The organism is Priestia sp. AB (assembly GCF_028369225.1).
In the GTDB taxonomy this organism is placed as follows: domain Bacteria; phylum Bacillota; class Bacilli; order Bacillales; family Bacillaceae_H; genus Priestia; species Priestia megaterium.
In genome coordinates, this window is record NZ_JAQMYN010000001.1 from 346,093 (window position 1) to 372,249 (window position 26,157).

The following is a 26,157-nucleotide window of genomic DNA, read 5'->3' on the forward strand; positions in this document are numbered from 1 at the left end:
GGAGGTTTTCTCCTAATGAATATCGTTGAAACGCTTATTAAACTAATTATTAATAATGCTTTCATTTTTGTCATCGTTGGAGGGATTATTTTTAACGTTGTGCAGCGTTTTATGGCTCAGTCAAAAGAGGAAGAACAGCAGCGTTCTAAAAGAGCGCCTATGCCTCCTGTAAACAATCCTTCAAGGCGGGAAAGACCTAGATACCGACCTGTCAAAGAAGAGCCAAAAACAGCTCGTATGGAGCCGGAAACGGTTCCTTCAGCAGAAACAAATCCTTTGCAAGAAAAATTGGAAGAGCTAAAAAATCGTTCGTATCATGAACCGTCTATTCAAAAGAAAATCACAGTTGACAAACCAAAAATCACGGGTGAGAAGAACGTTTTCAAGCCCATTTCTCGTAAAGAAGCTGTTCAAGGAGTGGTATGGTCCGAAATTCTAGGGCCTCCAAAATCGAAACAACGTAAATATAAACGATAAATAGATGTGATACATTAACCCCCTTTCTCATAAACATGAGATGAAAGGGGGTTCTTTTTATGAGCAAAAAGTGGAGACACCAAATGAAAAGATGGATGACAAAAACAATGGAACTACCCGCTGATGTATTAATGGATCTTCCCCGTATTACGTTAGTTGGACAAATACACATTTATATTGAAAACCATAAAGGTTTATTAGCCTTTTCTGATACTGAAATACGCGTGTTACTAAAACAGGGACAAATGTTAATTCGAGGTGAAGGACTGGTCATTAAAGTAATACTGCCAGAAGAACTGGTTTTAGAAGGTAAAATCAATCAAGTTCTTTATTTAGAACAATAACACAAGGAGGAAAAAAATGAAGAATGGATGGACAAACTTTGTTATTGGTACCGTACGTATTCGAATTGTTGGAAAAGGAATTGAACGTTTTTTAAATAATTGTGTGAGACAACAGATTATGATTTCGAATGTCCATAAAGTTGACGGTCAGCTAGCAACAGCAACGATATTATTGAAAGATGTAAAGAAAATTCGTATACTAATTCGCAACGCAGATTGTAAAATTTATTTTATAAGAGGCAGAGGTTTTCCTTTTTTAACAAAACGAGTGATCAAAAATAGTGGATTTGCTTTAGGTTTTCTTTCTTTTTTTATTATTCTTGGTTTGCTTTCCAACATGGTGTGGAAAGTGGAAATTAGCGGTGCAGAACCACAAACAGAACATCAAATGACTAAGCAGCTTGCCAAAATAGGTGTAAAAAGAGGAGAGTTTCAATTTCTGTTAGAAAGTCCTGAAAAAATTCAGCGCTATTTAACGGATAATATGAACAATATTACCTGGGTGGGAGTAGAAGTGCGCGGCACTTCTTATCACTTCCAAGTGGTTGAAAAAAATGAGCCCAAGCCTCAGCAAAAAACACCTTACCAACATTTAATTGCTAAAAAGAAAGCCATTATTACGAATTTGTTTGTCGAAAAAGGACAACCTTTAGTCAAGGTTAATGATTTTGTCAATGAAGGCGAGGTCCTAGTTTCCGGTATTATTGGAAACGAAAAAAATAAAAAAGTAGTAGCTGCTAAAGGGAAAGTCTACGGTGAAACATGGTATAAGTCTGAGGTGGAAGTGCCTTTAAAAACTGATTTTCAGGTATTAACGGGTAATGGATATACGAAGCACTATTTAGATTTTCAAGCTTTTAAAATGCCTCTTTGGGCTTTTAACAAAGAAAAATACGCCTCAAAGGTGACAGAAAAAGTGGAGCATCCACTCTATTTTTTTAAATGGAAATTACCTCTGTCGTATGAGAAAGTTGCTGTACGAGAAGAACAGAACTCGCAGCGCGTCTATTCTAAACAAGAGGCGGTGGAAAAAGCTTTGGAAATCGGTCGGAAAAAATTACTATCAACTTTAGGTGAGGATGCTAAAATAAAAGGTGAAAAAGTTTTGCACCAAGAACAGGACAATGGTAAAGTTAGATTATCAATACATTACCAAGTTATAGAAAATATTGCGAACACTCAACCAATTATTCAAGGAGATTGATGAATGTCAGAACAGCTAGTAACAATTAACGTACAACTTGATGATTCAAACGAAGCCATTTCATTATTTGGCGTACAAGATGCGAATTTAAAGCGAATTGAAGAAGAAATGCAGGTCTCTATCATTTCAAGAGGTGAGACTGTTGTAGTCTCCGGAAGTACAGAAAATGTTCAGCTAGTGGAAGAAATGCTTAAAAAGTTACTGAACATTATCCGAAAAAATATTTCCATATCTGAACGAGATGTTGTGTATGCGATTCAATTAGCTAAGAAAAATTCTCTCGAGTTTTTTGAAGATGTATATGAAGAAGAGATTGGTAAAAATGTAAAAGGTAAGACTATTCGTGTTAAGACATTAGGACAAAGTCAATACATTTCGTCTATTAAGAAAAATGATTTGGTATTTGGAATTGGGCCTGCTGGTACCGGTAAAACGTATTTAGCCGTTGTCATGGCCGTTAATTCTCTTAAAAATGGTCACGTACAGCGTATTATTTTAACACGTCCTGCTGTTGAAGCAGGTGAAAGTCTTGGCTTCTTGCCAGGAGATTTGAAAGAAAAAGTAGATCCGTACTTGCGGCCTCTGTATGATGCATTACATGATGTATTAGGAACAGAACATACGCAACGCCTAATCGAACGCGGAGTTATTGAAATAGCACCCCTTGCTTATATGCGAGGTCGTACACTAGATGATGCGTTTGTTATCTTAGACGAAGCGCAAAACACCACGATGGCGCAAATGAAGATGTTTTTAACACGACTAGGATTTGGGTCTAAAATGGTGATTACAGGAGATATTTCACAAATTGATTTACCAAAAGGAGCTCAGTCTGGTCTAGCGGCTGTCTCGAAAATCCTGACCAATGTTAAAGGTATTTCATTTGTTCATCTAGAACAGTCAGATGTTGTGCGCCATCCACTTGTGGGACGCATCATTCAAGCGTACGAACAAGCTGACCAAAAGACCCTTTCTTAATAGGGTCTATTTTTTGTAAAAGGGGGTACGTTTGTGTCAACGTTTCGGATAATCAAGCAAACAATGGCACAGATCGAGCGATTACGGTTAATTCAAATTGGGTTATATGCCTTGTTAGGTGTAATGATGTTTGCGTCTATGTATAGCAATGTAAAGCCGCAGGAATTAGATCTCAGATTGCTATCTATTTCCCCGCAAACCATTTACTCACCCGTTACCATTGAAGATAAAGAAAGCACAGAGAAAAAACGGGCAGAGGCAGAACAAGCCGTTGAAGATGTGTATACACAAAAAACAGAATACGCACAGAACCAAGTCGATCTTGTTGCATCTATTTTTGATGCGATGATGGAAGTTAATACAGAATATGAAAAAGAAGATCATGAAGATGACAGTATCGATGCCGTATTAAAAACCAAACAAAAAATGCTAGAGGACAAGCTTCCTGAAGACATTCAAAAAAACTTGCCAAAAGATACCATTAAGCAGCTGCTTCAGTCTTCTAACAGTGATTTATCTATTGCGAAAGATGCTGTAGTCACGGCCGTTCATCATGTGATGAAAGATCAAGTGAAGATTAGCGATGTAGAAGAGAAAAAAGATCAAGTAGAAAGTCAGCTTGTTTACACCAATGTCAGCAATTCTCTAAAGGATTCAATGAATGCAATTGCTAAATTCGCTATCATTCCAAATGTGATTTATGATCCACAAAAAACAGCTGAAAACCGTCAAGCAGCTGTGGAAAAAGTGGAGCCTGTCCGAATCAAACAAGGCCAGATTATTGTAGAAGAAAATCAGCTTATTAATCCTGATATATATCGTCAGCTCCAGCTCGCGGGATTGTTGAATAATAAAGGCTCTATTCAGCCTTTTGCAGGGTTAGCTTTGCTGATTGTAATGATGATAGCGGGCCTCATTTACTATTTGCGTGAATTTCACACCAAGACATATCAGCCCTTGCTGTTGTATGTATTGGTAGCAACCATTACGATTGGCCTCATGAAAATCTTAAGCTTGTTTCAGCAAATTGATTTATCAGAAATTGGTTTCTTAGCTCCTGTTGCGGTGGGAGGTTTGCTGATTCGAATTTTAATGGATGAACGCATTGCTATTTTATCAAGCGTTGTATTTGCTATTTGTGGAAGCATTATTTTTAATGGTGAATTGACAACCTCGTTTAATATGAACATTGGGATCTACTTTTTAATTAGCAATATTGCTGCTATTTTATTTTTAAGCAGGCAGCACAGACGTTCACGGATTTTGCAGGCAGGTCTATTTGTGGCTATGGTAAACGTAATTATCAGCTTTGCTATTATTTTCATTAAAAATGGCCAAATCGGCACTGTAGAGCTTGGCTATTACAGCATGATGTCAATTGCATCTGGTGTTATTGCTTCCGTTTTAACTATAGGTTTGCTTCCATTTTTTGAAAGTGGATTTGGCATTTTATCTACGATGAAGCTGATTGAATTATCGAGTCCTAATCATCCGCTATTACGCAAAATCTTAACCGAAACACCCGGAACATACCATCACAGCGTAATGGTGGCAAACTTATCTGAAGCGGCGTGCGAAACGATAGGAGCTAACGGTTTATTAGCGAGAGTCGGGGCTTATTACCACGATATTGGTAAAACGAAGCGACCGCAGTATTTTATTGAAAATCAAATGAATATTACTAATCCGCATGATAAACTAAGTCCTAAGACTAGTAAAAATATTATAATCGCACATGCTACAGATGGAGCTACCATTTTGCGAAATCACAAGTTTCCAAAAGAGATTGTAGATATTGCAGAGCAGCATCACGGAACGACTCTGCTCAAGTTTTTTTATCATAAGGCACTTGAACAAACAGAAGAAAAAATTGATGAAAAAGAATATCGCTATCCTGGACCAAAGCCTCAGTCGAAAGAAGCAGCGGTTATTTGCATAGCTGATAGTGTAGAAGCAGCCGTAAGGTCAATGTCCAATCCGACTCCGGAAAAAATTGAGAACTTGGTGCGAAATATTATTAAAGATCGCTTGCAGGATGAGCAGCTTAGCGAGTGTAACGTAACGCTCAAAGAGCTAGAGTTAATTCGCCAAGCACTATGTGAAACTTTAAATGGGATTTTTCATTCCCGAATCGAATATCCAGAGATAAAAAAAGAGAAGGTGAAGGTATGAGTTTAGTTATTGATTTTATTGATGAAACAAACGAAGTAAGTGAAGAACAGCAAAAAGAGCTTGAAAAGCTGCTTGAAGCCGCTGCTATATATGAAAATCTGCAAGAGGATGCAGAAGTATCCGTTACATTTGTGGATAATGATCGAATTCAAGAAATCAATCATCAATACCGCCATAAAAATCAGCCAACGGATGTAATATCGTTTGCGCTAGAAGAAATGGGCGAAGATGAAATGCAAATTATCGGAGATGAGATGCCAAGAGTCCTAGGGGACATTGTCATTTCGATTCCAAAAGCTCATGAGCAAGCAGAAGAATACAATCACTCGTTTATGAGGGAGCTAGGATTCTTGACGGTTCACGGTTTCTTGCACTTGCTTGGATATGACCATGAAACATCAGAAGATGAAAAAGAGATGTTTACACGTCAAAAAGATATTTTAGAACAATATGGACTCTCGCGATAAAAAGGCGATAGCTAAAGTTGTCAGTAGCTTTGGTTATGCAATAGAAGGATTTATATATGTTTGTAAAACACAGAGAAATATGCAAATTCACGTAGCAGCTTCTTTCATCGTCCTTTTCTTAGGCACCGTGCTGTCAATTACAGCTGGTGAATGGACGGTTGTGCTGCTTCTGATTGCAGGCATGTTCAGCTTGGAGTTAATGAATACAGCAGTTGAAAAAGTTGTCGATCTAGTTTCTCCTGAATATCACATACTAGCAAAACACGCAAAAGATGCAGCCGCAGCCGCGGTGTTGGTCTATGCGTGTTTTGCTGTCCTTATAGGAGGAATTATTTTCTTAAAGTATTTGTTTTAAAAAGGATTCTTTTTGGTTCTTTACACCCCCGTGGTATAATAAAAAAGGACAAGTTAAAAGACATGTAGAAGCGCAAAAGGAGAGCGGATAAATGGATAAGACCGGACTGATTGATGAGGCGAAAAAAGCTCGCGAAATGGCTTATGTACCGTATTCGAAATTTAAAGTTGGTGCAGCTTTATTGACGAAAGATGGAAAGGTTTATCGCGGCTGCAATATTGAAAATGCAGCTTATAGCATGTGCAATTGTGCTGAGCGTACGGCTTTATTTAAAGCCTATTCAGAAGGAGATAAAGAGTATGCAGCCCTTGCTGTAGTAGCTGATACTGATCGTCCTGTTTCTCCGTGTGGAGCATGCAGACAAGTAATCTCTGAGCTTTGTCCAAAAGAAATGAAAGTTATATTAACCAATTTAAAAAATGACATACAAGAATTAACTGTGGAAGAATTACTTCCAGGAGCATTTTCATCGGAGGATTTACATGAGTAATAATGAATTTAAGTCAGGTTTTGTTTCAATTATTGGAAGACCAAACGTAGGGAAATCAACTTTTTTGAACCGAGTAATTGGTCAAAAGATTGCGATTATGAGTGACAAACCGCAAACAACTAGAAATAAAATTCAGGGTGTGTACACGGAAGATCAGGCGCAGATTGTGTTTATTGATACACCAGGAATTCATAAACCAAAGCATAAATTAGGCGACTTTATGATGAAGGTAGCGCAAAATACGCTTAAAGAAGTAGATTTAATTTTATTTATGATTAACGCAACAGAAGGCTTAGGTCGAGGCGATGAATTTATTATCGAGCGTTTAAAGGACACAAAAACGCCCGTTTTCCTTGTGATTAATAAAATTGATGAAATTCATCCAGACGAATTGTTTTCAATTATCACGAATTATAAAGACCTATATCCTTTTGCTGAAATTGTGCCAATTTCAGCTTTACAAGGAAATAACGTGGGGCGTTTGCTTGATCAAATTAAGCAGCGATTGCCGGAAGGTCCGCAATATTATCCGGCAGATCAAGTAACTGATCACCCAGAGCGCTTTATTATTACGGAATTAATTCGTGAAAAAGTACTGCATGCAACGAGGGAAGAAATACCTCATTCTATTGCCGTTGTGATGGATTCTATGCAAAGACGAGATAATGGTGCTGTTTACGTGGGCGCTACAATTATCGTCGAAAGAGATTCACAAAAAGGCATCGTAATTGGAAAGCAAGGAAAGATGTTAAAAGAGGTAGGAAGAAAAGCAAGAGCAGACATTGAAGCCCTTTTAGGTTCAAAAGTATTTTTAGAACTATGGGTAAAAGTTCAAAAAGATTGGCGAAACCGAGCGTCGCATCTCCGTGACTTTGGATTTAGAGAAGACGAATATTAATCATTTGAGTTCTTGTTTGCGTCGATTTATATCCCTTCATAAAAGAAGGTAATTTGTAAAAAATTGTGTTACATGATTTTACGTCGGAAGGCTATTCTAAACATAAGGAATTGAAATATGTATCTGATCTTTATGGTTAGAAAGGTGGGAGTTCTATGTTGAATTTTACTTGGAACATTTTTTCACAAACAGGTAGCATTGATACTTATCTCATTTTTAAGGAACTTGAAAATGAAGTGAAAGAAAGACCCGAAACATATGAGGACAACAGCGAAAGTCTCAATTCTCCCTTGTCTTAGCCTTCTGTAAGATGGCGGTGATGATGATTGTTTAAAAAGTGTGAAGGAATTGTCATTCGAACGAATGATTACGGTGAATCAAATAAAATTGTCACCATTTATTCACGTGAACTCGGAAAAGTGGGTCTCATGGCAAGAGGGGCAAAAAAGCCCAGTAGTCGCTTGGCTTCCGTCACACAATTATTTACGTATGGATACTTTTTTATACAAGCAGGTTCAGGAATGGGCACTCTCCATCAAGGAGAAGTTATCTCATCTATGAGAAGCATACGCGAAGATATCTTCACAACAGCGTATGCTTCTTATATTCTTGAATTAACGGATAAAGCTACTGAGAACAATAAACCAAATCCATTTCTATTTGAAGTGCTGCACCAAACCATTCATTATATGAACGAAGAGTATGATGCAGAGATCTTAACATTTATTTATGAAATGAAAATGTTAAACGTTCTAGGTCTTCATCCTACATTAAATGAATGTGCAGTCTGCCATCGAGGTGAAGGAACATTTCATTTTTCCATTCGAGAAGGCGGGTTTATTTGTCATCGATGCTTAGAAAAAGATCCTTATCATTTGAAAATTAGTCCGATGACGGTTAAACTATTAAGGCTATTTTATTACATTGATTTAAAGCGGTTAGGTTCTATTTCTGTTAAGCCCGAAACAAAAAAACAATTAAAGTTCGTAATTGATCAATATTACGAAGAATATTCAGGATTGTTTTTAAAAACAAAGCGGTTTTTGAATCAGATGGAGTCTTTAAAACAATCGCTGTCTGATGAGAAATAGAAAAGATAATCAGTGATATGCAAGGAATTGCTGTCGCTAGGGTGCCTCGTAGTGTGTAGGGGACACCCTTTTTACTGTGGAGCGAAGGGGTAGCTTCGCTTATTGTAAGCGTAATGCCTGCTTTTTTTGAGAAGCCGTGGTAAAATAAACGGCATTCTAAAAAGATAAAATGCTAAAATTAATCAGTTATAGCTTTTACTTTTGCTTAAAAAGTATATAATGTTTTATAAATAGTATGTCACATTTAATGATTAGGTGGTGAGTACAATCGAACTGAACAAACGACAAGAACAAATTTTGCAAATTGTCAAAGACGAAGGCCCTATTACAGGCGAGCATATTGCAGATCAGCTTAGCCTTACGCGGGCAACACTAAGACCGGACTTGGCTATTTTAACAATGGCTGGTTATTTAGAAGCGCGACCGCGCGTAGGTTACTTTTACACAGGTAAAACAGGAGCACAGCTTCTTACAGATAAAATAAAAAAAATACAGGTGCAAGAATATCAGTCTATCCCGGTGGTTGTGAACGAAAATGTGTCGGTATATGATGCTATTTGTACAATGTTTCTAGAAGACGTGGGGACCCTTTTTGTAGTGGATGAGAAATCCCAGCTAGTGGGAGTACTGTCGCGTAAAGATTTATTGCGCGCGAGTATCGGAAAGCAAGAGCTCACATCTATTCCTGTTCATATTATCATGACGAGAATGCCCAACATTACATATTGCTATCGCGAAGATTTGTTAATTGATATTGCTAAGATCTTAATTGAAAAACAGATTGATGCTATGCCCGTTATTAAAGAGGGAGACGGCAATTTTGAAGTGGTGGGACGCATTACCAAAACAAATATTACAAAATTACTAGTAGCATTAGCAAATGATGAAGTATTATAAGTGAAAAAGGATTAAAAAGGGGATGCAAAAAATATGAACAACCCATGTCTTTATGTCATTTCGGATTCTGTAGGTGAGACAGCTGAACTAGTTGTAAAGGCTGCATCAAGTCAATTCAATATGACGGACTTTGTAATTAAAAGAGTACCTTACGTAGAGGACATCGCAACACTTTCAGAAGTGGTTTCAGTAGCGAAGATGAACAACGCTATTATTGGCTTTACGCTAGTAAAGCCCGAAATGAGAGAATTTTTAATTCAAGAGGCGTCCAAGAACGGGGTAGAGGTATTTGATATTATTGGACCTTTAATTGATAAAATTCAATCTTCTTATCAACTTTCTCCTCGCTATGAGCCTGGAATGGCTAGAAAATTAGACGAAGATTATTTTAAGAAAGTAGAAGCGATTGAATTTGCAGTGAAATATGATGATGGGCGTGACCCGAGAGGCATTCTTAGAGCGGATATTGTATTAATCGGTGTATCAAGAACATCTAAAACACCTCTTTCTCAATTTTTAGCACACAAGCGTTTGAAAGTAGCCAATGTTCCGATTGTACCTGAGGTAGATCCACCAGAAGAGCTGTTTCACGTATCACCTGAGAAATGTATAGGACTTACTATTAGTCCTGAAAAGTTAAACGATATTCGTAAAGAGCGTTTAAAGTCTCTTGGGCTAAACGATAAAGCAATTTATGCTAATATTGGCCGTATTAAAGAAGAACTTGAATTTTTCCAAGGGATTGTAGATAAGATTGGCTGTGAAGTGGTGGACGTATCCAACAGAGCCGTAGAAGAAACAGCTGGTATCATTCTTAATACCATCAAAAAGAAATAAACGATAGATCTCCTCTGTGCCTGACATAAAGGAGATTGCTTTCTTATGTTTGTATGCTGTAAGCCTAAGAAAATATCCCAAAGATGAATATGACAGAACTTTTAAAAACAAGTGACTTTGGTATAGAAAATATAGGTTGTTTATATTATAATAAAAAATTGTGATAAAAAAGAATAGTTTTAGGTTTAGACTTTGTTAAGAACGAATAAACTATTTATATAAAAGTCAAGTCAAAATCGAAAAAAGTATTCGACAAATGCCATCTACAGGAAATAACAAATTGTTAGAAGGAATCTCTGGAGGGATGTAGAATACAGAGTTATAGCAAAAGAAAAAGTAAAGTTTTTGTCGATGCTGATGCATGCCCTGTTAAAGCAGAAATCGTTGAACTTACACATACATATGACATCGATCTTGTGTTTGTTGCTTCCTATGCTCACATGCAAACAAATCCTACACCAGGAAAATGGGTCTATGTGGATGCAGAAAAGGAAGCCGCAGATTTATATATTTTAAATCACGCAGTCAAGCAGGATATTGTGGTAACTCAAGATACTGGCTTAGCAAGCATGTTAGTAAGTCGAGGGGTTTACGCACTGTCTCCTCGTGGAAAGTACTATAATGACGACGAAATGAATACGGTGCTTTTCTTTCGTTATGTTTCTGCAAAAGAGCGACGGTCAGGCCGTCATACTAAAGGTCCAAAGGCATTTAGTGAAGAAGATCGCCAGCATTTCATTCAAGCTTTTGAAAAAATGTTGTCGAAACTTGCAGGAATTTAGCACTTAGTGAAGAATATTATATGAAATACGGAGCTGTTACTATGGCAAATCGAATTCCTGATGAAGTAATCGACCGTATTCGGCATTCAGTAGATATTGTCGACGTCATAAGCGATTATGTACAACTAAAAAAACAAGGGCGCAATTATTTTGGACTCTGTCCGTTTCATGGGGAAAGCACACCGTCTTTTTCAGTATCGCCTGATAAACAAATTTATCATTGCTTTGGATGTGGTGCAGGAGGGAATTCATTTTCATTCATAATGGAATTAGAAGGACTGTCCTTCACGGAAGCAGCTCAGCAGCTTGCTGAAAAAGGAGATATTCCTTTCGAACATGAGATACATCCTCATGAAGAAGATAATCAAAAGCCTAGCAATAAAATGATTGAAGCACACGAGCTTTTAAAGAAATTTTACCATCACTTATTGGTAAATACAAAAGAAGGCCAAGATGCTTATGATTATTTAATAAATCGAGGGTTTTCACGAGAAATTATCGATGAATTTGAGATAGGTTTTGCTTTAGATTCGTGGGAATTTGTAAGTAAGTTCTTAACAAAACGTGGGTTTAATCCGCAAGAGATGGAACATGCAGGTTTAATCATTAAACGCAACCAAGATGAAACGTACTTTGATCGTTTTCGTGATCGAATTATGTTTCCTATTGCTGACTTGCAAGGCAAAACAATTGCATTTTCAGGGCGCCTGCTAAAAGAGATAAAAGGGCAGCCTAAATATTTAAATAGTCCCGAAACTTCTATTTTTAACAAAAGTCGCACACTCTACAACTTTCACCGCGCTAAAAAACACATACGCAAAAATCAGCAGGTTATTTTATTTGAAGGATTTGCAGATGTTATTTCGGCTGTTAAAGCGGGGTGCCCGAACGCAATCGCAACAATGGGAACTGCCTTAACAGAAGAACAAGCCAAGATTATTCGCCGAAATGTAGAGTCCGTTATCATTTGCTATGATGCAGATTCTGCGGGAATTGAAGCAGCGCACAAAGCAACTGCTATCTTAACAAATGTAGGTTGTACCGTTAAGATTGCTGTGATGCCGGATGGTTATGACCCGGATGATTATATTAAAGAATACGGGGCAGAGAAGTTTCAAAATGATGTTATTAATAGCAGCTTGACCTTTATGGCATTTCAAATGAGGTATCTCCGCCGAAAACGAAATCTACAAAATGAATCTGAACGTATGCAATACATTGAAGACGTTTTGAAAGAAATAAGCCTCCTTACGAAAGCTGTAGAGCGAGATCATTATTTACGCCAATTGGCACAAGAGTTTTCCATTTCATTAGATGCGCTTAAAGAACAGCAGTATCAAGTGTATCGAACTGAAAAAAAGAAAAAGGATAATGATTCTCCAAATCGAAATAATATAAATAGACAACCAGTCGTAAAGAGAAGCTTATTACCGGCTTATCAAAATGCAGAACGTTTTTTGATCGCTCATATGTTGAAAGATAAGGATGTAGCATTTAGAATTCAAGACCGACTTCAAGGTCAGTTCAATGTTGAGGAACATCGTGCGCTTGTTCTATATTTGTATGCTTATTACGAGGAAGGACACGAGCCTAATCCGAGCGGATTTATCGAACGGTTGCCCGAGTCTTCGTTGTCTAGTCTAGCTTCAGAATTGGCGATGATGTCAATCAATGATGAATTGTCGGAGCAAGCTTTGAATGATTATGTCCAAACGATATTGATTTACCCACAAAGGTTAGCGATAGAAAAAAAAGAAGCAGAAAAGCAAGAAGCAGAGCGTCAAAAAGATTATTTAAAAGCTGCGACAATAGCAATGGAAATTTTACAGTTAAAAAAAACGTTAAAATAAACGATATTGCGTATTAGTCCCACTTTTAGAAGGTTTTCCTTAAAATTTTGGAAGGAGGGGATCTGATGGCTGAAAAATCAGCTCAATCAAAACAACTTGATTCAGATTTAACAATTGAACAAGTAAAAGATCAATTGACCGAAATCGGAAAAAAACGTGGTGTGCTCACATACGAAGAAATTGCAGAGCGTATGGCAAACTTCGAAATTGAATCCGATCAAATGGATGAATATTATGAATACCTTGGAGAACAAGGTGTTGAAGTAATGAGTGAATCTGAAGCAAATGATGACGATGCCGATCCCGATATTCAAGAACTGTCAAAAGAAGAAGAGTTTGATTTAAATGATTTAAGTGTACCTCCTGGTGTAAAAATTAATGATCCAGTTCGTATGTACTTAAAAGAAATCGGACGCGTTGACCTATTGTCGGCAGAGGAAGAAATCAATTTAGCAAAACGTATTGAAGAAGGCGATGAAGAAGCGAAACGTCGTCTTGCTGAAGCAAACTTACGTCTTGTTGTAAGTATCGCTAAACGCTATGTCGGGCGCGGTATGCTGTTTCTTGATTTAATTCAAGAAGGAAACATGGGTCTTATTAAAGCGGTAGAAAAATTTGATTATCGCAAAGGTTATAAATTCAGTACGTATGCGACATGGTGGATTCGTCAAGCTATTACTCGTGCAATTGCTGACCAAGCAAGAACGATTCGTATTCCCGTTCATATGGTTGAAACGATTAACAAGCTAATTCGTGTTCAACGTCAGCTTCTACAAGATTTAGGTCGCGAACCATCTCCTGAAGAAATTGCAGAAGATATGGACTTAACACCAGAAAAAGTTCGTGAAATCTTAAAAATTGCTCAAGAACCGGTTTCCCTTGAAACACCAATTGGTGAGGAAGATGATTCGCATTTAGGTGACTTCATTGAAGACCAGGATGCAACATCACCTTCTGAACATGCTGCATATGAATTATTAAAAGAGCAGTTAGAAGACGTCCTTGATACGTTAACAGATCGCGAAGAAAATGTTCTTAGACTCCGCTTTGGTCTGGACGATGGACGTACGCGTACGCTTGAAGAAGTAGGAAAAGTATTTGGCGTAACGCGTGAGCGTATTCGTCAAATTGAAGCTAAAGCGCTTCGTAAGCTTCGTCACCCTAGCCGAAGCAAACGTTTAAAAGATTTCTTAGAATAGATAAAAGCGTAAATAACGCTTATGAGATAGCTTCTTTCCTAGAGGAAAGGGGCTATCTATTTTTTGTGGAATAAATTTCATAAAAACGCATTTTGAAGAAGTATATTGATTTTTTTACCAACTTTTCTTCTTTCATATATTTTACTGAATTGTCCTTCGTTTTGCAAATGCTCCTTTATATTCTTTTGTTACAGAGCATAAGCTGTTCAAATTCCTTTTAAATATCCGAAAAATGGAATCGCTATCATTTTATTCTTGCTTTGATTGATACTTCTCTATTATAACATGAAAAAATTAAAACGTTTTAAAAGTTGAGAAAATTTACAAAAATGAATTATAATTAAATAATGTAAGCGTATACACTTTTTTAGGGGGAATAAAAATGAATTTTGAATTAACCAATGAACAAAAGATGATTCAACGGACGCTGAGAGAGTTTTCAGAGGCGGAAGTAGCACCGAATGCATTAGAGCGCGATCGAAGTAAGCAATTTCCGCTTGATGTTTTTAAAAAGTTAGGTGAGCTTGGGGTAATGGGTCTTCCTTTTCCTGAAGAGTATGGGGGCGGAGGAGCAGATACGGTTAGTTTTGCTATCGTCGTAGAGGAATTAAGTAAAGCTTGTGGCTCTACAGGAATTACATACTCAGCTCATGTTTCGCTCGGAGGCGCACCTATTTATTTATTCGGAACAAAGGAGCAAAAAGAACAGTACCTACCTGCTTTATGTTCTGGGGAATCTTTTGGAGCGTTTGGTTTAACCGAACCGAACGCAGGAAGTGACGCGGGGGGAACAGAGACAGAAGCAGTGTTGAAGGATGGAACATTTAGGATTAATGGAAGTAAATGCTATATTACGAATGCCAGCTACGCAAAGTTTTTAGCTTTAACAGCTGTTACAAATCGTACAGAAGGTAAAAAAGAAATTTCAGCTATTATCGTGCCTACAGAAGCTCGAGGTTTTACTGTAATAGACAATTACGAGAAAATGGGTCTACATGCTTCAAATACAACTGAACTCGTTTTAGAGGATGTTGGAGTGCCTGAAGAGAATTTACTCGGTGTAAGAGGAGAAGGCTTTAAACAATTTCTAATGACGCTTGACGGGGGAAGAATTGGAATTGGCGCAATGGCCGTGGGAATCGCTCAAGCGGCTTATGAAAAAGCACTGTCATATGCGCAGGAAAGAAAGCAATTTGGAAAAGCTATTTCATCGTTTCAAGCGATTCAGTTTAAATTAGCTGATATGGCGATGAAAATTGAGTTAGCAAGAAATATGGTTTATAAAGCAGCGTGGTTAAAAGACCAAGGAAAGCCATTTACGAAAGAAGCTGCTATGTGTAAACTGTATGCTTCTGAAATTTGTATGGAAGTAGCCAGTCAAGCTGTTCAGATTCATGGAGGATATGGCTACATGAAAGAGTATCACGTGGAGCGGTATTTACGAGATGCCAAGCTTTTAGAAATTGGAGAAGGAACTTCAGAAATTCAGCGCTCGGTTATTGCAAGGCAAATTGGCTGTTAAGATACGCAATAAGAAATTAGTTAATTATGTAAATAAAACCCTTTCACTTATGAGCATTTTCAAGTAAAATAAAAGTGCTTATACTATTTTGTTATTTCTAGGGATGGGAATACATAAAGGGGGTATAGTGAGTGAAGCGAAATCCGCTAATACCATTTTTATTAATTGCGGTAATTGGGATTGCTTTAATGTTAACGCTTTCGTTCAACGGATTGAATAATGCAAAAGAAATCGCGGCTGAAAAAGAAGGCGGTGGCGCGGAACAGCAGGCTTCAGCTAAACCAGAAGAAATTTATCAAAAAACTTGTATCGGTTGTCACGGTGATCAGTATCAAGGTGGAGTAGGTCCTTCCTTAAAAGGAATTGGGAAAAAAGTTTCTCAAGACGAAATTGCAGATATTGTTGTAAACGGTAAAGGAAACATGCCGGCCGGGCTGGTTCCTCCGGAAAAAGCGAAGGAAATGGCTAAATGGGTATCAGAAATTAAATAGAGTTCAGAAACATGATTTTCTGGAAAGCCGCTCATTTATAAAGCAGGCTTTTTTTTTGTGATTTTTTATACGCATTCAGCTAGAAGGAAAACATGAAGAGAAATAGGAATCATGCAGCTATCTATGTTAAAATAATGAACAGTAATCACATAGAGAATAGGTGACAAAATGAATGAATTAAACTTATCAATAAGACTTGAAGAAGTAGTAAAGTCGATTCCTTTGGGAGCAAAGATAGCAGACATTGGCTCAGATCATGCATACTTGCCGTGTTTTGCTTATTTAAATGGATATATTAGCGGTGCCGTAGCAGGAGAAATTACAGAAGGGCCTCTTCAATCTGCTATTCAGCAGGTGAAAAAAACAAGCTTAACGGACGTTATTGACGTTCGAAAAGGAAACGGCCTAGAAGTAATATCACCGAATGAAGTAGACTGTATTACAATCTGCGGAATGGGCGGAACGCTTATTACGATGATTTTAGAAGAAGGAAAAGCAAAGTTAGAAGGAGTAAAAAGGCTTGTACTTCAGCCGAATATTGGTTCACATCATATTCGCAGCTGGCTGATTGAACACAACTGGGAAATCATTGATGAAAAAATCATCGAAGAAGACGGTCGTATGTATGAAATCATCGTCGCTGAACCTGGAAACGCCTTAGCTCCTTATAACGGTGAAGTGGAAGCCGGTGTGTTAATGGGCCCTATTTTAAAAGAAAAGCGCTCTTCTGCTTTTATGACAAAGTGGACGCATGAACTAAATCATCTTAAACAAATTGTCAGCCAAATGGAGCAGGCTCAGTCCGAGGAAAGTAAAGCAAAACTTCAAAAACTTACCCAAGACATCTCATTAATTGAGGAGGCGTTAAAATGAGTAAAATCCCTAACGGATTTCAAGTAATTGAAGCATTTGAATCATTTTCTCCCAAGCATTTAGCGGTTGAAGGAGATAAAATTGGTTTACAGATTGGAACGTTAAACAAGCCTGTAAAAAAAGTAATGGTAACGTTAGATGTTCTTGAAACGGTCGTAGACGAAGCGATTGAAAAACAAGTGGATTTGATTATTGCTCATCATCCTCCTATTTTTAGACCTCTAAAACAAGTGGTTACAGATCGTCCTGAAGGGCTTATTTTAGAGAAATGCATCAAACATGATATTGCTGTATATGCTGCTCATACAAACTTAGATATAGCTAAAGGCGGAGTAAATGACTTGTTGGCCGAAGCATTGGGGCTACAAGAGACAAAAGTGCTGGTTCCAACAACGTCTATTCAGCTGAAAAAGCTTGCTGTATTTGTTCCTTCAAATCATGCTGAAGCAGTGCGCACAGCTATTTGTGATGCGGGAGCTGGACATGTGGGTCTTTACAGCGACTGTACGTTTTCAACTGAAGGGGAAGGCACGTTTAAACCTTCTTCAGAAGCCAATCCATACATTGGCTTGAAAGGAGAGTTAGAACGTGTAAATGAAACAAAAGTTGAAACTATCTTTGAAGCGGGTCAGCAAAATAAAATTATTCGTGCCATGCTCAGTGCTCATCCTTACGAAGAAGTAGCCTATGACATTTATCCAGTGGAACAAACGAGCGAGACGCTTGGACTTGGACGAATTGGTAAGTTAAAAGAAGAGATGACGCTAAAACAGTTTGCCGCTCATGTTAAACAAGCATTGGACGTGGATGGTGTTAGAGTAGTAGGGTCTATGGATGCCACGGTGAAAAAAGTAGCTGTTCTTGGCGGAGATGGAAACAAATATATTACAAACGCAAAATTTAGCGGAGCAGATGCCTATGTAACAGGGGATTTGTATTTCCACGTGGCGCATGATGCAATGGCAATGGGATTAAACGTTGTAGATCCTGGTCATTATGTTGAAAAAGTCATGAGACAAGGTGTAACGCGTGTATTAAACAGTCTTTTTGATGCGAAAAACTTTGAGTGTGAAGTATTTGATTCAAAAGTAGACACAAACCCATTTACGTATATGTAACAAAGAAAGAAGGTGTTGACAAATGTCAACACCTTCTTTTGTGTCTATTAAGACGATTTTTTTGTTCGAACTTTTGGTAAAATCTTTGAAAGAGGCACGCTTTTTTCACGTGTCCACGTTGTTTCATCTTCTGGATCGAACTGATCTAGAAAATTGATGACCTCTTTTGTAATTGGAGTAGGGGTAGATGCGCCTGCCGTAACAGCTACCGTTTTCGCATTCATCAACCATTCAACCTGCAGCTCTGAGATGTCACCGATACGATATGCCTCAGTGCCGGCAATCTCCATTGATACTTGAGCTAAACGGTTTGAATTGTTACTTTTAGGATCTCCTACAACAATTGTAACATCTGCTTCACCTGCTTGCTCGGCTACAGCTTCTTGGCGAACTTGTGTAGCTAAACAAATTTCCTTGTGAACTTCAGCATGCGGATATTTTTCTTTTACCTTTTCCATTACTTCTGCAACGTCCCACTGACTCATTGTTGTCTGATTTGTTACAATGATTTTCTCACGTTGAATATTTAAATGGGCTACGTCTTCTGCTTTTTCAATTAAATGAACGATATCTGGCGCGATGCCAAGTGCACCTTCTGGCTCAGGATGATTTCGTTTTCCGATATAAATAACGTCATAACCTTCTTTTTCTTTTTGGCGAATAAGGTCATGGGTTTTTGTAACATCCGGACATGTAGCATCGATTGTTGTTAAGCCTTTTTCTTTTGCTCGTTCTTTTACTTCTGGAGATACTCCGTGCGCAGTAAAAATAACGGTTCCTTCATTTATTTGGTCTAAGATTTCCAGGCGATTAGCACCGTCCAGTGTGATAATGCCGTCCTCTTCAAACGCATCTGTAACGTGTTTATTATGAACAATCATTCCTAAGATATAGATTGGTCGAGGCAATGATTTATCTAAAGCGGCGTTTCGTGCAATGACCATTGCGTCTACTACACCATAACAATAGCCGCGCGGTGCAATTTTAATAACTTTCATTTCAATTTCCTCCTCATCATAATCCTGACGAGCAATTCAACTCGCTTCTATTATATAAAAGAGGAAGGAAGAATACAAAGATATTCTTTTTTTGCTCACTGTATTTCCTTAAGGAATCAGCAGATTTATCAAATATAAAGTTTTGGTTTAGACACCCGATCTCTGGATGAATGTTCAATTTCTTCTTCAAAGAAATCCAGCTCATCATCGGATGAATCCGTGCTTTCTGCGCCTGCTGATAAAACCTTACTGTCTTTACTTTCATCAGTTTCAGAAACCTCTGTTCCTTCTGCTTCGAGTACTTCATCTGTGTCATCACTTGAGCGCAAGGCCTGATAGATTTTCCACAGAGAAGGAGCATTTTTGACAAGAGGTCCGTATTGTTGAATCATAGGTCCCATCGTTTCCGCTGCTTTTAGTACTCGCTGAACATTTCCCATCATGGAGCTCAAGTTAGCAGGGTTCGTTAATCCTTGCAAACCTCCAAGCAGGGAAGAAGAGTTAGTCGCTCCTGCAGCACCTTGGGCTCCTGAAAGTCCAGAAAACAAAGAACCTCGAGGAGCAGCTGCAGCCGCTTGTTGAAATGGTATGTTTCTATTTCCGCCTCTTCGGAATAGGCGAGTTAAGAAGTTACCTCCTCCACGGTTCAGGCCTTGCTGATTCGGGTAAAATGATTGTTGAGCATTTGTTTGCTGGGCAAAGTTACGAAACTGCTGTAATGGATTAAATTGGCCAAAGTTACCAGGTTGTTGCCCGAAGCCGTTTTGTGGTGGCATTCCTGGCATCATTCTTCTTTGCATACCGGGTGGAAATGGTGGTCTTCGCTGTAGCAAAGGACGCACCTCCTTTAGTAAAGTAGATTTTCTTTTACTATCGTATGCAACTCGCGATAAAATGTTTTTGAAACAGGTAATAAGTTTTAGTAATATGAATGAGAAGTAGTCACAGAAGGAAAAATCGATTATAATCATATATTGTGCCTTAAAAGATGAACGTGAATGTAAAAAAGGAGACTATTATGGAAAAAACAAACTTTGAACGTTTTGAGTTTCAACCATTTTTAATAGAAGCAATTAAACAATTAGGTTTTTATCAACCTACAGAGATTCAGGAGCGCTTAATTCCTTCCGTTTTAAAAGGGGAAAGTGTAATTGGTCAGTCGCAAACAGGGACCGGCAAAACACACGCTTATTTATTACCTTTACTTGAAAAGGTAGACCCTAAAAAAGAAGAAGTACAAGTTGTAATCACCGCTCCAACTCGTGAGCTTGCTTCTCAAATTTATCAAGAAGTATTAAAGCTAACAAAACACAGTGCTGAAGGAGAAGAAATTTCAGCAAAATGTTTTATCGGCGGTACAGATAAGCAGCGTACAATCGATAAATTAAAGAAGCAGCCTCAAGTTGTTGTAGGAACACCGGCTCGTTTGTTTGATTTAGTAAATGAAAAAGCGTTAGTTGTGTATACAACAAAGGCGTTAGTAGTAGACGAAGCTGATTTAATGCTTGATATGGGATTTTTAGAAGATGTGGACCGTTTGGCAAGCAATATGCCTGAAAAATTACAGATGCTTGTTTTTTCAGCAACTATTCCTGAAAAATTAAAGCCATTCTTAAAAAAATACATGGAAAATCCAAAATTTACGCATGTTTCGCCGAAGCAAGCAGCAGCAGCTAAATTAGAGCATGTATTAGTTCCACTGCGTCATCGTAACAAGTTTAAGCTGCTGCATGATATGCTTATTTCTTATAATCCTTATTTAGCTATCGTCTTTACAAATACAAAGAAAATGGCGGACGAAGTAGCAGATGACCTACTGTCTAAAGGATTAAAAGTAGGAAGAATTCACGGAGACTTATCTCCTCGTGACCGTAAGAAAATGATGAAGCAAATTAATAATTTAGAATTTCAATACGTAGTAGCGACAGATTTAGCAGCTCGCGGTATTGATATTGAAGGAATTTCACACGTCATTAACTTTGAGCTTCCTTCAGATCTAGATTTCTACATTCACCGCGTAGGACGTACAGCTCGTGCCGGTCATTCTGGAATTGCTGCTACAATCTTCGATGTGGAAGATGAAGATGCAGTAAATAAGCTAGAGAAAATGGGAATCGAGTTTGTAAACAAAGATCTTCAAAAGCAAGAATGGGTTTCCATCGATGACCGTAACCGCCGTAAAAAGCGTGTGAAGAAAGCGGATGAAGTGGGAGAAGAGGCACATCGCTTTATTCAAAAGCCGAAGAAAGTAAAGCCTGGCTACAAGAAAAAACGTGCTCGTGAAATTACAAAGTATGTGCAAAAGAAAAAGCGTAGTGAAAGACGCAACAATCGTTAATCGCAATAGGTTAGAGGTGTAAAAAGGAATGTTGAAAATTGGTTCTCACGTATCGATGAGCGGCAAAAAGATGCTTTTAGGAGCAAGTGAAGAGGCAGCTTCTTACGGAGCAAATACGTTTATGATCTATACAGGCGCTCCACAAAATACTCGTCGCAAAAAGATTGAAGAGCTTAATATTGAAGCTGGTCTTTTGCATATGAAAGAGCATGGAATGACAGATATTGTTGTACATGCTCCCTATATCATTAATCTAGGAAATACAACAAAGCCCGAAACATTTGAGCTTGGAGTAGATTTCTTAACGTCTGAAATTCACCGCACCCATGCTCTTGGCGCAAAGCAAATTGTTCTTCACCCAGGAGCTCATGTCGGCGCTGGAGCAGATGCCGGTATTCAGCAAATTATCAAAGGTCTAAACGAAGTGTTGACAGCTGATCAAGAAGTTCAAATTGCGCTTGAGACAATGGCTGGAAAAGGAACAGAGTGTGGAAGAAGCTTTGAAGAAATTGCCCAAATTATTGATGGGGTGACGCACAATGAAAAGCTCTCTGTTTGTTTTGACACATGTCACGTTCATGATGCTGGTTATGATATCGTTCAAGACTTTGACGGTGTATTAAATGAATTTGACAAAACCGTAGGAATACAGCGAATTAAAGTGCTTCACATCAATGATAGTAAAAATGTACTCGGTGCTCGAAAAGACCGCCATGAAAACATTGGGTTTGGTGAAATCGGATTTGGTGCACTGAATTATATTGTTCATCACCCAGCGTTTAAAGAAGTTCCTAAAATTCTAGAAACTCCTTATGTAGGAGAAGATAAGAAAAATAAAAAGGCGCCATATCAGTTGGAAATTGATATGATTCGTGCACAAAGCTTTGATTTAGAGCTAAAACAAAAGCTTATGTAATTTCATATGTGATTGAAAGAGGTCATGTCTATAGACATGACCTCTTCTTTTACATCAACTGCTGAAATAATTCGTTCACTCGTCTGGCAGTTTCACGATCTGTTACTTGAGCAATTTGTTTGATTAAATTTCGGCGCTCTTCAAGGTTATAAATATTTACGGGCTGCTGTCTAATGACGGATACAAGTGTGTGTGCCTGCTGATCTGTAATAGGGATGTTGTATTGTTTGCTATACTTTAAAAGCTCTTTCGGGGTAATGTTGTTTACTTTCTTATTGACAATCTGCTGTACAATTTTCATATGATTACCTCCTCGTCATATACAGTTTATGAATAAAAAAGAAAGATGTGACTATATTGTGTAATAAAACAACATTTCGAGCCGGATGAACTTACGGAGGCAAGAAAGCGAAGGAGTGAAACGGCTTAGTTTACAAATAAAAGACAATCCTGTATACTACATTAATGACTAAATCGTAATGATTCTGAGAAAGTAAATGGGTAACGGAGTATACGATAGAAACCGTGCCCTCTTTTGTATGGAGAAATATAAAAAAAGAATGGTGAGGCGCATATGAATACACCTGATATCATTGAAATTGATCATTTATCATTTCAATATGATGGAGTGAATGTATTAGAAGATATAAGTTTTTCAATTCCAAAAGGAGCTTTTTTGGGTCTCGTTGGGCCAAATGGCTCTGGGAAATCAACGCTAATCAAATGTTTGCTCGGGTTGCAAAAGCCATCTCAAGGTGCAATTCGTTTATTTGGAAAAGATCAGAGAAGGTTTAAAGAACGAAGTAAAATTGGATATGTATCGCAAAAAGCGAATAGTTTCAACAGCGGCTTTCCTGCTACCGTTTTTGAAGTGGTTTCCACGGGTCTTACTTCAAAATTAGGTTTGTTTCGCTTTATGAATGCTTCTCATAAACAAAAAGTGAAAGAAGCGGTAGAAGCAGTGGGGATGAGCGAATTTTTAAATCGAAACATAGGAGAATTATCCGGTGGCCAGCAGCAGCGAATTTTTATTGCGCGCGCGCTTGTAAGCGAACCCGAGCTGTTAATTTTAGATGAGCCAACAGTCGGAGTGGATGCACAAAATGTGTACACTTTTTATGAGCTTCTTGAAAAGTTGAATAAAGAAAAAGGAATTACACTTGTGCTTGTTACTCACGATATTGGCACTGTCTCAGAAAAAGTAACCCACGTTGCTTGTTTAAATAAATTTCTACACTTTCATGGGAATGCCAAAGAATTCGAACAGCTTTGTGAACATGACGTATCTATGTTTTATGGTCATAATGTTCATGTGTTAACCCATGATCATCATCATGGAGGGCAGCACGTATGATAAGCAGTTTATTTCAATTTGAGTTTTTACGAAATGCATTTTTAACCGGTATGATTATTGGCGTCTTAGCTCCTTTATTGGGCACGTTCATCGTAGTAAGACGTCTTTCTTTAATTGCAGACGCGTTAAGTCACGTGACGCTAGCGGGGATTTCTGCGAGCTTGCTTCTTAGTCAGAAAATAGGGTTTATGCAAGGAGTGAACCCCGTCTATTTAGGGATGGTATCTTCCGTTACAGGCGCTCTTTTTATTGAAAAACTTCGAAGCGTCTACAAGCATTACCAAGAGCTGGCCATTCCGATTATTTTGTCGGGCGGAATTGGTATTAGTGCAATTTGTATCTCGCTAGCGGACGGTTTTAATAATGATTTAATGAACTATTTGTTTGGAAGCGTAAGTGCGGTGAGTCGTTCGGATCTTTGGACAGTTGTTGTCATAGCCGTATTTGTTATAGCTATTGTCTTTTTCTTATATAAAGAATTGTTTATTTTATCTTTTGACGAGGAGCACGCTTCTGCTTCTGGGATTAAATCGAAGTGGATGCACTTTTTATTTATTGTGATGGTTGCTCTTGTCATTGCTGTATCGATGCGTATCGTCGGTATCTTATTAGTGTCATCTCTTATGACTCTTCCTGTAGCAGCAAGCATTCGCTTAGCTAGAGGCTTTAAACAAACGATTCTGCTTTCGGTGATTTTTGGTGAAATATCTGTTTTAGGCGGATTATTTTCAGCGTACTACTTGGATTTAGCACCAGGCGGTACAATTGTTGTCATTGCTGTTGTTATTTTAATCATATCTATTATGATTAATAAAGGACGGAAGGGGAAACAAAAATGAATTTAACTGAAGCCATTCATTTATTAAAAGATCAAGGATATAAACATACAGGAAAGCGTGAAGAAATGCTTGCCTTGTTTTCAAAATCAAATAAGTACTTAACGGCAAAAGATGTATTAGAGTACATGAAGCCCGATTATCCTGGTCTGAGTTTTGATACAATTTACCGTAATTTATCATTGTTTGTGGAGTTAGGTGTACTTGAAATGACGGAGCTTTCGAGCGAAAAGCACTTTCGATTTAAATGTGCGACCGCCCATCATCATCACCACTTCATTTGTTTAGATTGTGGAAAAACAAAAGAAATTGAAGCTTGTCCGATGGAGTATGTAGACGAGGATTTGCGAGGGTACAATATTACAGGCCATAAATTTGAAATTTACGGTCAATGTATAGAATGTAATCAATAAAAAAGAGAGGGCGTTATGCACCTCTCTTTTTTATTTTTGCTGTTCTTTTAACCAGCTGGCTACCCACTGATCTGCTTCTAGCCAATTGTATACGCGAACCACTCCTTTTGGAACAGGTAAGCGATTATAAGGAGTATCAAATAAGATAACGGGGATATTGCATTCTTCACTGATTTCACAAGCATTATCATGTTTGTCTTCAAAAAAGATATCAACATCATATCGTTTTGCTGTTTCAACTTTAAAATGAGAACCGACTAACTCAATGTGATGAAACGATAGTTCATTTTTTTGAAACCATTCTTCCGTGACGTCCAATAGCTTATCGTGCCTTGCACTAATAAAGAATAATTCGTGCTTTTGATGCCATTTTTGCAAAACAGCTTTTGCATCGTCTGCAAGTGGAGAGGTTTCGTAAATAGAGCGTTCATTTGCTTTAAACCATTTCCCGAGTTCTGCAGGTGATACATTTACAAAAGGGCTGAAATCATATTCTGTAATGTCTTCAAGTGTTAAATTTAAGTTAAAGGCTTTATTTAAATGAGGAACAAAAGTTTCAGGAGAAGTAACAGTTCCATCAATGTCAATTCCAAACTTTTTCGTCAACTACGTGCACTCCTTTAATACGTTTATTCTACCTAGGTGCTTGATTATTCTTGTCTAGTGTAACATAAAGCCCAAAGAGAAACAGTAATACTTTTTATATGCCTTTGACAAAACGTAATGATCACTGCACGGCCTGGTGATTGCGTCTATACCTATTTCTTATAAGAGAATGAGCAGTTGTATAAGATTGACACTTATAATTTTTTCTCGCATTCAGATACTATAAATGCTCCTTATTTACGAAAGCGAGGGATTAAGCATGGAGAATGAAGAACAAAGGCGTAGAAAAGATGTATATGAAGCTGATTTCATGGAAGAAACTGCAGCTGAAGTGGGCGTTCCTTACCGAGTAGGGGAGCCTCATGCAGAGCGTGAAGTTATAGATATTGATCGCAATCGCAATCATGAAGTCGCTGGGCGAGGAGAAGGAACGGGATACGGTCGTTTCGCACTCGTGCTTTCGATTCTTTCACTATTCTTTTTACCAATTATTCTTGGTGCCGCTGGGATTATTCTAGGGTTTATCGCACGCAGAAAAGGAGCACTTACGCTAGGAGCATGGGCAATAGGGATCGGAGTTGTATCGATTATTGTCGGTACGTTTATATTACCGTTCTTTTCATAAAAAAAAGCGAGGCGCATATGCGCCTC

The 26,157-nt window shown here is 38.0% G+C and carries 30 protein-coding genes; 26 read left to right on the forward strand and 4 right to left on the reverse strand.

Going from position 1 to position 26,157, the window contains the following annotated elements:
* Positions 1-15: 15 nt before the first annotated feature.
* The 20 genes from POF52_RS01725 to POF52_RS01820 all read left to right on the forward strand — a co-directional run bounded on the left by POF52_RS01725 (position 16) and on the right by POF52_RS01820 (position 18,045).
* Complete coding sequence (locus tag POF52_RS01725) at positions 16-477, forward strand: hypothetical protein (RefSeq protein ID WP_074893583.1); 462 nt, start codon at positions 16-18, stop codon at positions 475-477.
* Between the two features lie 59 nt (positions 478-536).
* The gene (gene yqfC, locus POF52_RS01730; protein WP_013059232.1) at positions 537-821 is read left to right on the forward strand and encodes a sporulation protein YqfC; all 285 of its coding nucleotides are present in this window, start codon (positions 537-539) and stop codon (positions 819-821) included.
* Positions 822-837: 16 nt separating this feature from the next.
* Complete coding sequence (gene yqfD / locus POF52_RS01735) at positions 838-2,025, forward strand: sporulation protein YqfD (protein WP_016765592.1); 1,188 nt, start codon at positions 838-840, stop codon at positions 2,023-2,025.
* 3 nt (positions 2,026-2,028) lie between these two features.
* Positions 2,029-3,003, forward strand: coding sequence for a PhoH family protein (locus POF52_RS01740; RefSeq protein WP_176583489.1), 975 nt, complete (start codon positions 2,029-2,031; stop codon positions 3,001-3,003).
* A 63-nt stretch (positions 3,004-3,066) separates the two neighbouring features.
* A complete protein-coding gene (locus POF52_RS01745) occupies positions 3,067-5,175 on the forward strand; it encodes an HD family phosphohydrolase (protein WP_026106700.1) in 2,109 nt (702 codons plus the stop codon).
* Complete coding sequence (gene ybeY, locus POF52_RS01750) at positions 5,172-5,642, forward strand: rRNA maturation RNase YbeY (protein ID WP_025750544.1); 471 nt, start codon at positions 5,172-5,174, stop codon at positions 5,640-5,642. Before POF52_RS01745 ends, ybeY begins: the two co-directional genes overlap by 4 nt.
* Positions 5,626-5,997 (forward strand): diacylglycerol kinase family protein, encoded by a 372-nt coding sequence (locus POF52_RS01755; RefSeq protein WP_176583488.1) that lies wholly within the window; start codon positions 5,626-5,628, stop codon positions 5,995-5,997. Before ybeY ends, POF52_RS01755 begins: the two co-directional genes overlap by 17 nt.
* Before the next feature lie 91 nt (positions 5,998-6,088).
* Positions 6,089-6,487, forward strand: coding sequence for a cytidine deaminase (locus POF52_RS01760; protein WP_013059226.1), 399 nt, complete (start codon positions 6,089-6,091; stop codon positions 6,485-6,487).
* Positions 6,480-7,385 carry a GTPase Era gene (gene era, locus POF52_RS01765; RefSeq protein ID WP_016765588.1) on the forward strand — a complete coding sequence of 302 codons (906 nt, stop codon included), beginning with the start codon at positions 6,480-6,482 and terminating at the stop codon, positions 7,383-7,385. The genes POF52_RS01760 and era overlap by 8 nt, the downstream gene beginning before the upstream one ends.
* A 155-nt stretch (positions 7,386-7,540) precedes the next feature.
* Entirely contained in the window at positions 7,541-7,684 is a 144-nt protein-coding gene (locus POF52_RS01770) for a YqzL family protein (protein ID WP_014458193.1), read from the forward strand.
* A 27-nt stretch (positions 7,685-7,711) separates the two neighbouring features.
* Entirely contained in the window at positions 7,712-8,476 is a 765-nt protein-coding gene (recO, locus tag POF52_RS01775) for a DNA repair protein RecO (protein ID WP_271989395.1), read from the forward strand.
* 258 nt (positions 8,477-8,734) lie between these two features.
* On the forward strand, positions 8,735-9,373 hold the full coding sequence (locus POF52_RS01780; RefSeq protein WP_025750542.1) for a helix-turn-helix transcriptional regulator: 639 nt from the start codon (positions 8,735-8,737) through the stop codon (positions 9,371-9,373).
* A gap of 33 nt (positions 9,374-9,406) precedes the next feature.
* Positions 9,407-10,210, forward strand: a complete 804-nt coding sequence (locus POF52_RS01785) for a pyruvate, water dikinase regulatory protein (RefSeq protein WP_013059222.1) — start codon at positions 9,407-9,409, stop codon at positions 10,208-10,210.
* Positions 10,211-10,521: 311 nt separating this feature from the next.
* A complete protein-coding gene (locus POF52_RS01790) occupies positions 10,522-10,992 on the forward strand; it encodes a YaiI/YqxD family protein (RefSeq protein ID WP_026106699.1) in 471 nt (156 codons plus the stop codon).
* A gap of 41 nt (positions 10,993-11,033) precedes the next feature.
* Complete coding sequence (dnaG, locus tag POF52_RS01795) at positions 11,034-12,842, forward strand: DNA primase (protein ID WP_013085046.1); 1,809 nt, start codon at positions 11,034-11,036, stop codon at positions 12,840-12,842.
* 65 nt (positions 12,843-12,907) lie between these two features.
* Positions 12,908-14,041: an RNA polymerase sigma factor RpoD gene (gene rpoD / locus POF52_RS01800; protein ID WP_013059219.1), complete on the forward strand. Its 1,134-nt coding sequence runs from the start codon at positions 12,908-12,910 to the stop codon at positions 14,039-14,041.
* Between the two features lie 382 nt (positions 14,042-14,423).
* Positions 14,424-15,563, forward strand: a complete 1,140-nt coding sequence (locus POF52_RS01805) for an acyl-CoA dehydrogenase family protein (RefSeq protein WP_271989399.1) — start codon at positions 14,424-14,426, stop codon at positions 15,561-15,563.
* 131 nt (positions 15,564-15,694) lie between these two features.
* The gene (gene cccA / locus POF52_RS01810) at positions 15,695-16,054 is read left to right on the forward strand and encodes a cytochrome c550 (RefSeq protein WP_013085044.1); all 360 of its coding nucleotides are present in this window, start codon (positions 15,695-15,697) and stop codon (positions 16,052-16,054) included.
* A 168-nt stretch (positions 16,055-16,222) separates the two neighbouring features.
* Positions 16,223-16,927 (forward strand): tRNA (adenine(22)-N(1))-methyltransferase, encoded by a 705-nt coding sequence (locus POF52_RS01815; RefSeq protein WP_271989401.1) that lies wholly within the window; start codon positions 16,223-16,225, stop codon positions 16,925-16,927.
* Positions 16,924-18,045, forward strand: coding sequence for a Nif3-like dinuclear metal center hexameric protein (locus POF52_RS01820; RefSeq protein WP_271989403.1), 1,122 nt, complete (start codon positions 16,924-16,926; stop codon positions 18,043-18,045). The genes POF52_RS01815 and POF52_RS01820 overlap by 4 nt, the downstream gene beginning before the upstream one ends.
* Before the next feature lie 47 nt (positions 18,046-18,092).
* Here the strand turns inward: POF52_RS01820 and POF52_RS01825 are convergent, their stop codons facing one another.
* Together POF52_RS01825 and POF52_RS01830 are read right to left on the reverse strand one after the other, a co-directional pair.
* Positions 18,093-19,043, reverse strand: a complete 951-nt coding sequence (locus tag POF52_RS01825; protein ID WP_016765582.1) for a 4-hydroxy-3-methylbut-2-enyl diphosphate reductase — start codon at positions 19,041-19,043, stop codon at positions 18,093-18,095.
* Positions 19,044-19,171: 128 nt separating this feature from the next.
* Entirely contained in the window at positions 19,172-19,876 is a 705-nt protein-coding gene (locus POF52_RS01830) for a YqfQ family protein (RefSeq protein ID WP_013059213.1), read from the reverse strand.
* Between the two features lie 185 nt (positions 19,877-20,061).
* On the opposite strand from POF52_RS01830, the gene POF52_RS01835 reads away from it, so the two are divergent.
* Together POF52_RS01835 and POF52_RS01840 are read left to right on the forward strand one after the other, a co-directional pair.
* A complete protein-coding gene (locus POF52_RS01835; RefSeq protein ID WP_013059212.1) occupies positions 20,062-21,381 on the forward strand; it encodes a DEAD/DEAH box helicase in 1,320 nt (439 codons plus the stop codon).
* 28 nt (positions 21,382-21,409) lie between these two features.
* Positions 21,410-22,297, forward strand: a complete 888-nt coding sequence (locus POF52_RS01840) for a deoxyribonuclease IV (RefSeq protein WP_271989407.1) — start codon at positions 21,410-21,412, stop codon at positions 22,295-22,297.
* Positions 22,298-22,346: 49 nt separating this feature from the next.
* Here POF52_RS01840 and POF52_RS01845 read toward each other — a convergent pair whose 3' ends face one another.
* The gene (locus tag POF52_RS01845; protein ID WP_013059210.1) at positions 22,347-22,598 is read right to left on the reverse strand and encodes a DUF2624 domain-containing protein; all 252 of its coding nucleotides are present in this window, start codon (positions 22,596-22,598) and stop codon (positions 22,347-22,349) included.
* Positions 22,599-22,871: 273 nt separating this feature from the next.
* Between POF52_RS01845 and POF52_RS01850 the strand changes: the two genes are divergently transcribed.
* From POF52_RS01850 to POF52_RS01860, 3 genes are read left to right on the forward strand one after another with little or no spacing between them, the layout of a single operon-like run.
* Positions 22,872-23,651, forward strand: a complete 780-nt coding sequence (locus POF52_RS01850) for a metal ABC transporter ATP-binding protein (protein WP_013059209.1) — start codon at positions 22,872-22,874, stop codon at positions 23,649-23,651.
* Positions 23,648-24,490 carry a metal ABC transporter permease gene (locus POF52_RS01855; RefSeq protein ID WP_013059208.1) on the forward strand — a complete coding sequence of 281 codons (843 nt, stop codon included), beginning with the start codon at positions 23,648-23,650 and terminating at the stop codon, positions 24,488-24,490. Before POF52_RS01850 ends, POF52_RS01855 begins: the two co-directional genes overlap by 4 nt.
* Positions 24,487-24,900 carry a Fur family transcriptional regulator gene (locus POF52_RS01860; RefSeq protein ID WP_013059207.1) on the forward strand — a complete coding sequence of 138 codons (414 nt, stop codon included), beginning with the start codon at positions 24,487-24,489 and terminating at the stop codon, positions 24,898-24,900. The genes POF52_RS01855 and POF52_RS01860 overlap by 4 nt, the downstream gene beginning before the upstream one ends.
* A gap of 30 nt (positions 24,901-24,930) precedes the next feature.
* Here POF52_RS01860 and POF52_RS01865 read toward each other — a convergent pair whose 3' ends face one another.
* On the reverse strand, positions 24,931-25,506 hold the full coding sequence (locus POF52_RS01865; protein WP_013085038.1) for a 5' nucleotidase, NT5C type: 576 nt from the start codon (positions 25,504-25,506) through the stop codon (positions 24,931-24,933).
* 259 nt (positions 25,507-25,765) lie between these two features.
* Between POF52_RS01865 and POF52_RS01870 the strand changes: the two genes are divergently transcribed.
* Entirely contained in the window at positions 25,766-26,131 is a 366-nt protein-coding gene (locus tag POF52_RS01870; RefSeq protein WP_013059205.1) for a hypothetical protein, read from the forward strand.
* Positions 26,132-26,157 lie beyond the last annotated feature (26 nt).

Bases quoted from the DNA above. Each gene is read 5' to 3' on its own strand.
- POF52_RS01725 (WP_074893583.1), top strand. From the start codon at position 16: ATGAATATCGTTGAAACGCTTATTAAACTAATTATTAATAATGCTTTC.
- yqfC (WP_013059232.1), top strand. From the start codon at position 537: ATGAGCAAAAAGTGGAGACACCAAATGAAAAGATGGATGACAAAAACA.
- yqfD (WP_016765592.1), top strand. From the start codon at position 838: ATGAAGAATGGATGGACAAACTTTGTTATTGGTACCGTACGTATTCGA.
- POF52_RS01740 (WP_176583489.1), top strand. From the start codon at position 2,029: ATGTCAGAACAGCTAGTAACAATTAACGTACAACTTGATGATTCAAAC.
- POF52_RS01745 (WP_026106700.1), top strand. From the start codon at position 3,067: ATGGCACAGATCGAGCGATTACGGTTAATTCAAATTGGGTTATATGCC.
- ybeY (WP_025750544.1), top strand. From the start codon at position 5,172: ATGAGTTTAGTTATTGATTTTATTGATGAAACAAACGAAGTAAGTGAA.
- POF52_RS01755 (WP_176583488.1), top strand. From the start codon at position 5,626: ATGGACTCTCGCGATAAAAAGGCGATAGCTAAAGTTGTCAGTAGCTTT.
- POF52_RS01760 (WP_013059226.1), top strand. From the start codon at position 6,089: ATGGATAAGACCGGACTGATTGATGAGGCGAAAAAAGCTCGCGAAATG.
- era (WP_016765588.1), top strand. From the start codon at position 6,480: ATGAGTAATAATGAATTTAAGTCAGGTTTTGTTTCAATTATTGGAAGA.
- POF52_RS01770 (WP_014458193.1), top strand. From the start codon at position 7,541: ATGTTGAATTTTACTTGGAACATTTTTTCACAAACAGGTAGCATTGAT.
- POF52_RS01785 (WP_013059222.1), top strand. From the start codon at position 9,407: ATGAACAACCCATGTCTTTATGTCATTTCGGATTCTGTAGGTGAGACA.
- dnaG (WP_013085046.1), top strand. From the start codon at position 11,034: ATGGCAAATCGAATTCCTGATGAAGTAATCGACCGTATTCGGCATTCA.
- rpoD (WP_013059219.1), top strand. From the start codon at position 12,908: ATGGCTGAAAAATCAGCTCAATCAAAACAACTTGATTCAGATTTAACA.
- POF52_RS01805 (WP_271989399.1), top strand. From the start codon at position 14,424: ATGAATTTTGAATTAACCAATGAACAAAAGATGATTCAACGGACGCTG.
- POF52_RS01815 (WP_271989401.1), top strand. From the start codon at position 16,223: ATGAATGAATTAAACTTATCAATAAGACTTGAAGAAGTAGTAAAGTCG.
- POF52_RS01820 (WP_271989403.1), top strand. From the start codon at position 16,924: ATGAGTAAAATCCCTAACGGATTTCAAGTAATTGAAGCATTTGAATCA.
- POF52_RS01825 (WP_016765582.1), bottom strand. From the start codon at position 19,043: ATGAAAGTTATTAAAATTGCACCGCGCGGCTATTGTTATGGTGTAGTA.
- POF52_RS01835 (WP_013059212.1), top strand. From the start codon at position 20,062: ATGGAAAAAACAAACTTTGAACGTTTTGAGTTTCAACCATTTTTAATA.
- POF52_RS01840 (WP_271989407.1), top strand. From the start codon at position 21,410: ATGTTGAAAATTGGTTCTCACGTATCGATGAGCGGCAAAAAGATGCTT.
- POF52_RS01845 (WP_013059210.1), bottom strand. From the start codon at position 22,598: ATGAAAATTGTACAGCAGATTGTCAATAAGAAAGTAAACAACATTACC.
- POF52_RS01850 (WP_013059209.1), top strand. From the start codon at position 22,872: ATGAATACACCTGATATCATTGAAATTGATCATTTATCATTTCAATAT.
- POF52_RS01855 (WP_013059208.1), top strand. From the start codon at position 23,648: ATGATAAGCAGTTTATTTCAATTTGAGTTTTTACGAAATGCATTTTTA.
- POF52_RS01860 (WP_013059207.1), top strand. From the start codon at position 24,487: ATGAATTTAACTGAAGCCATTCATTTATTAAAAGATCAAGGATATAAA.
- POF52_RS01870 (WP_013059205.1), top strand. From the start codon at position 25,766: ATGGAGAATGAAGAACAAAGGCGTAGAAAAGATGTATATGAAGCTGAT.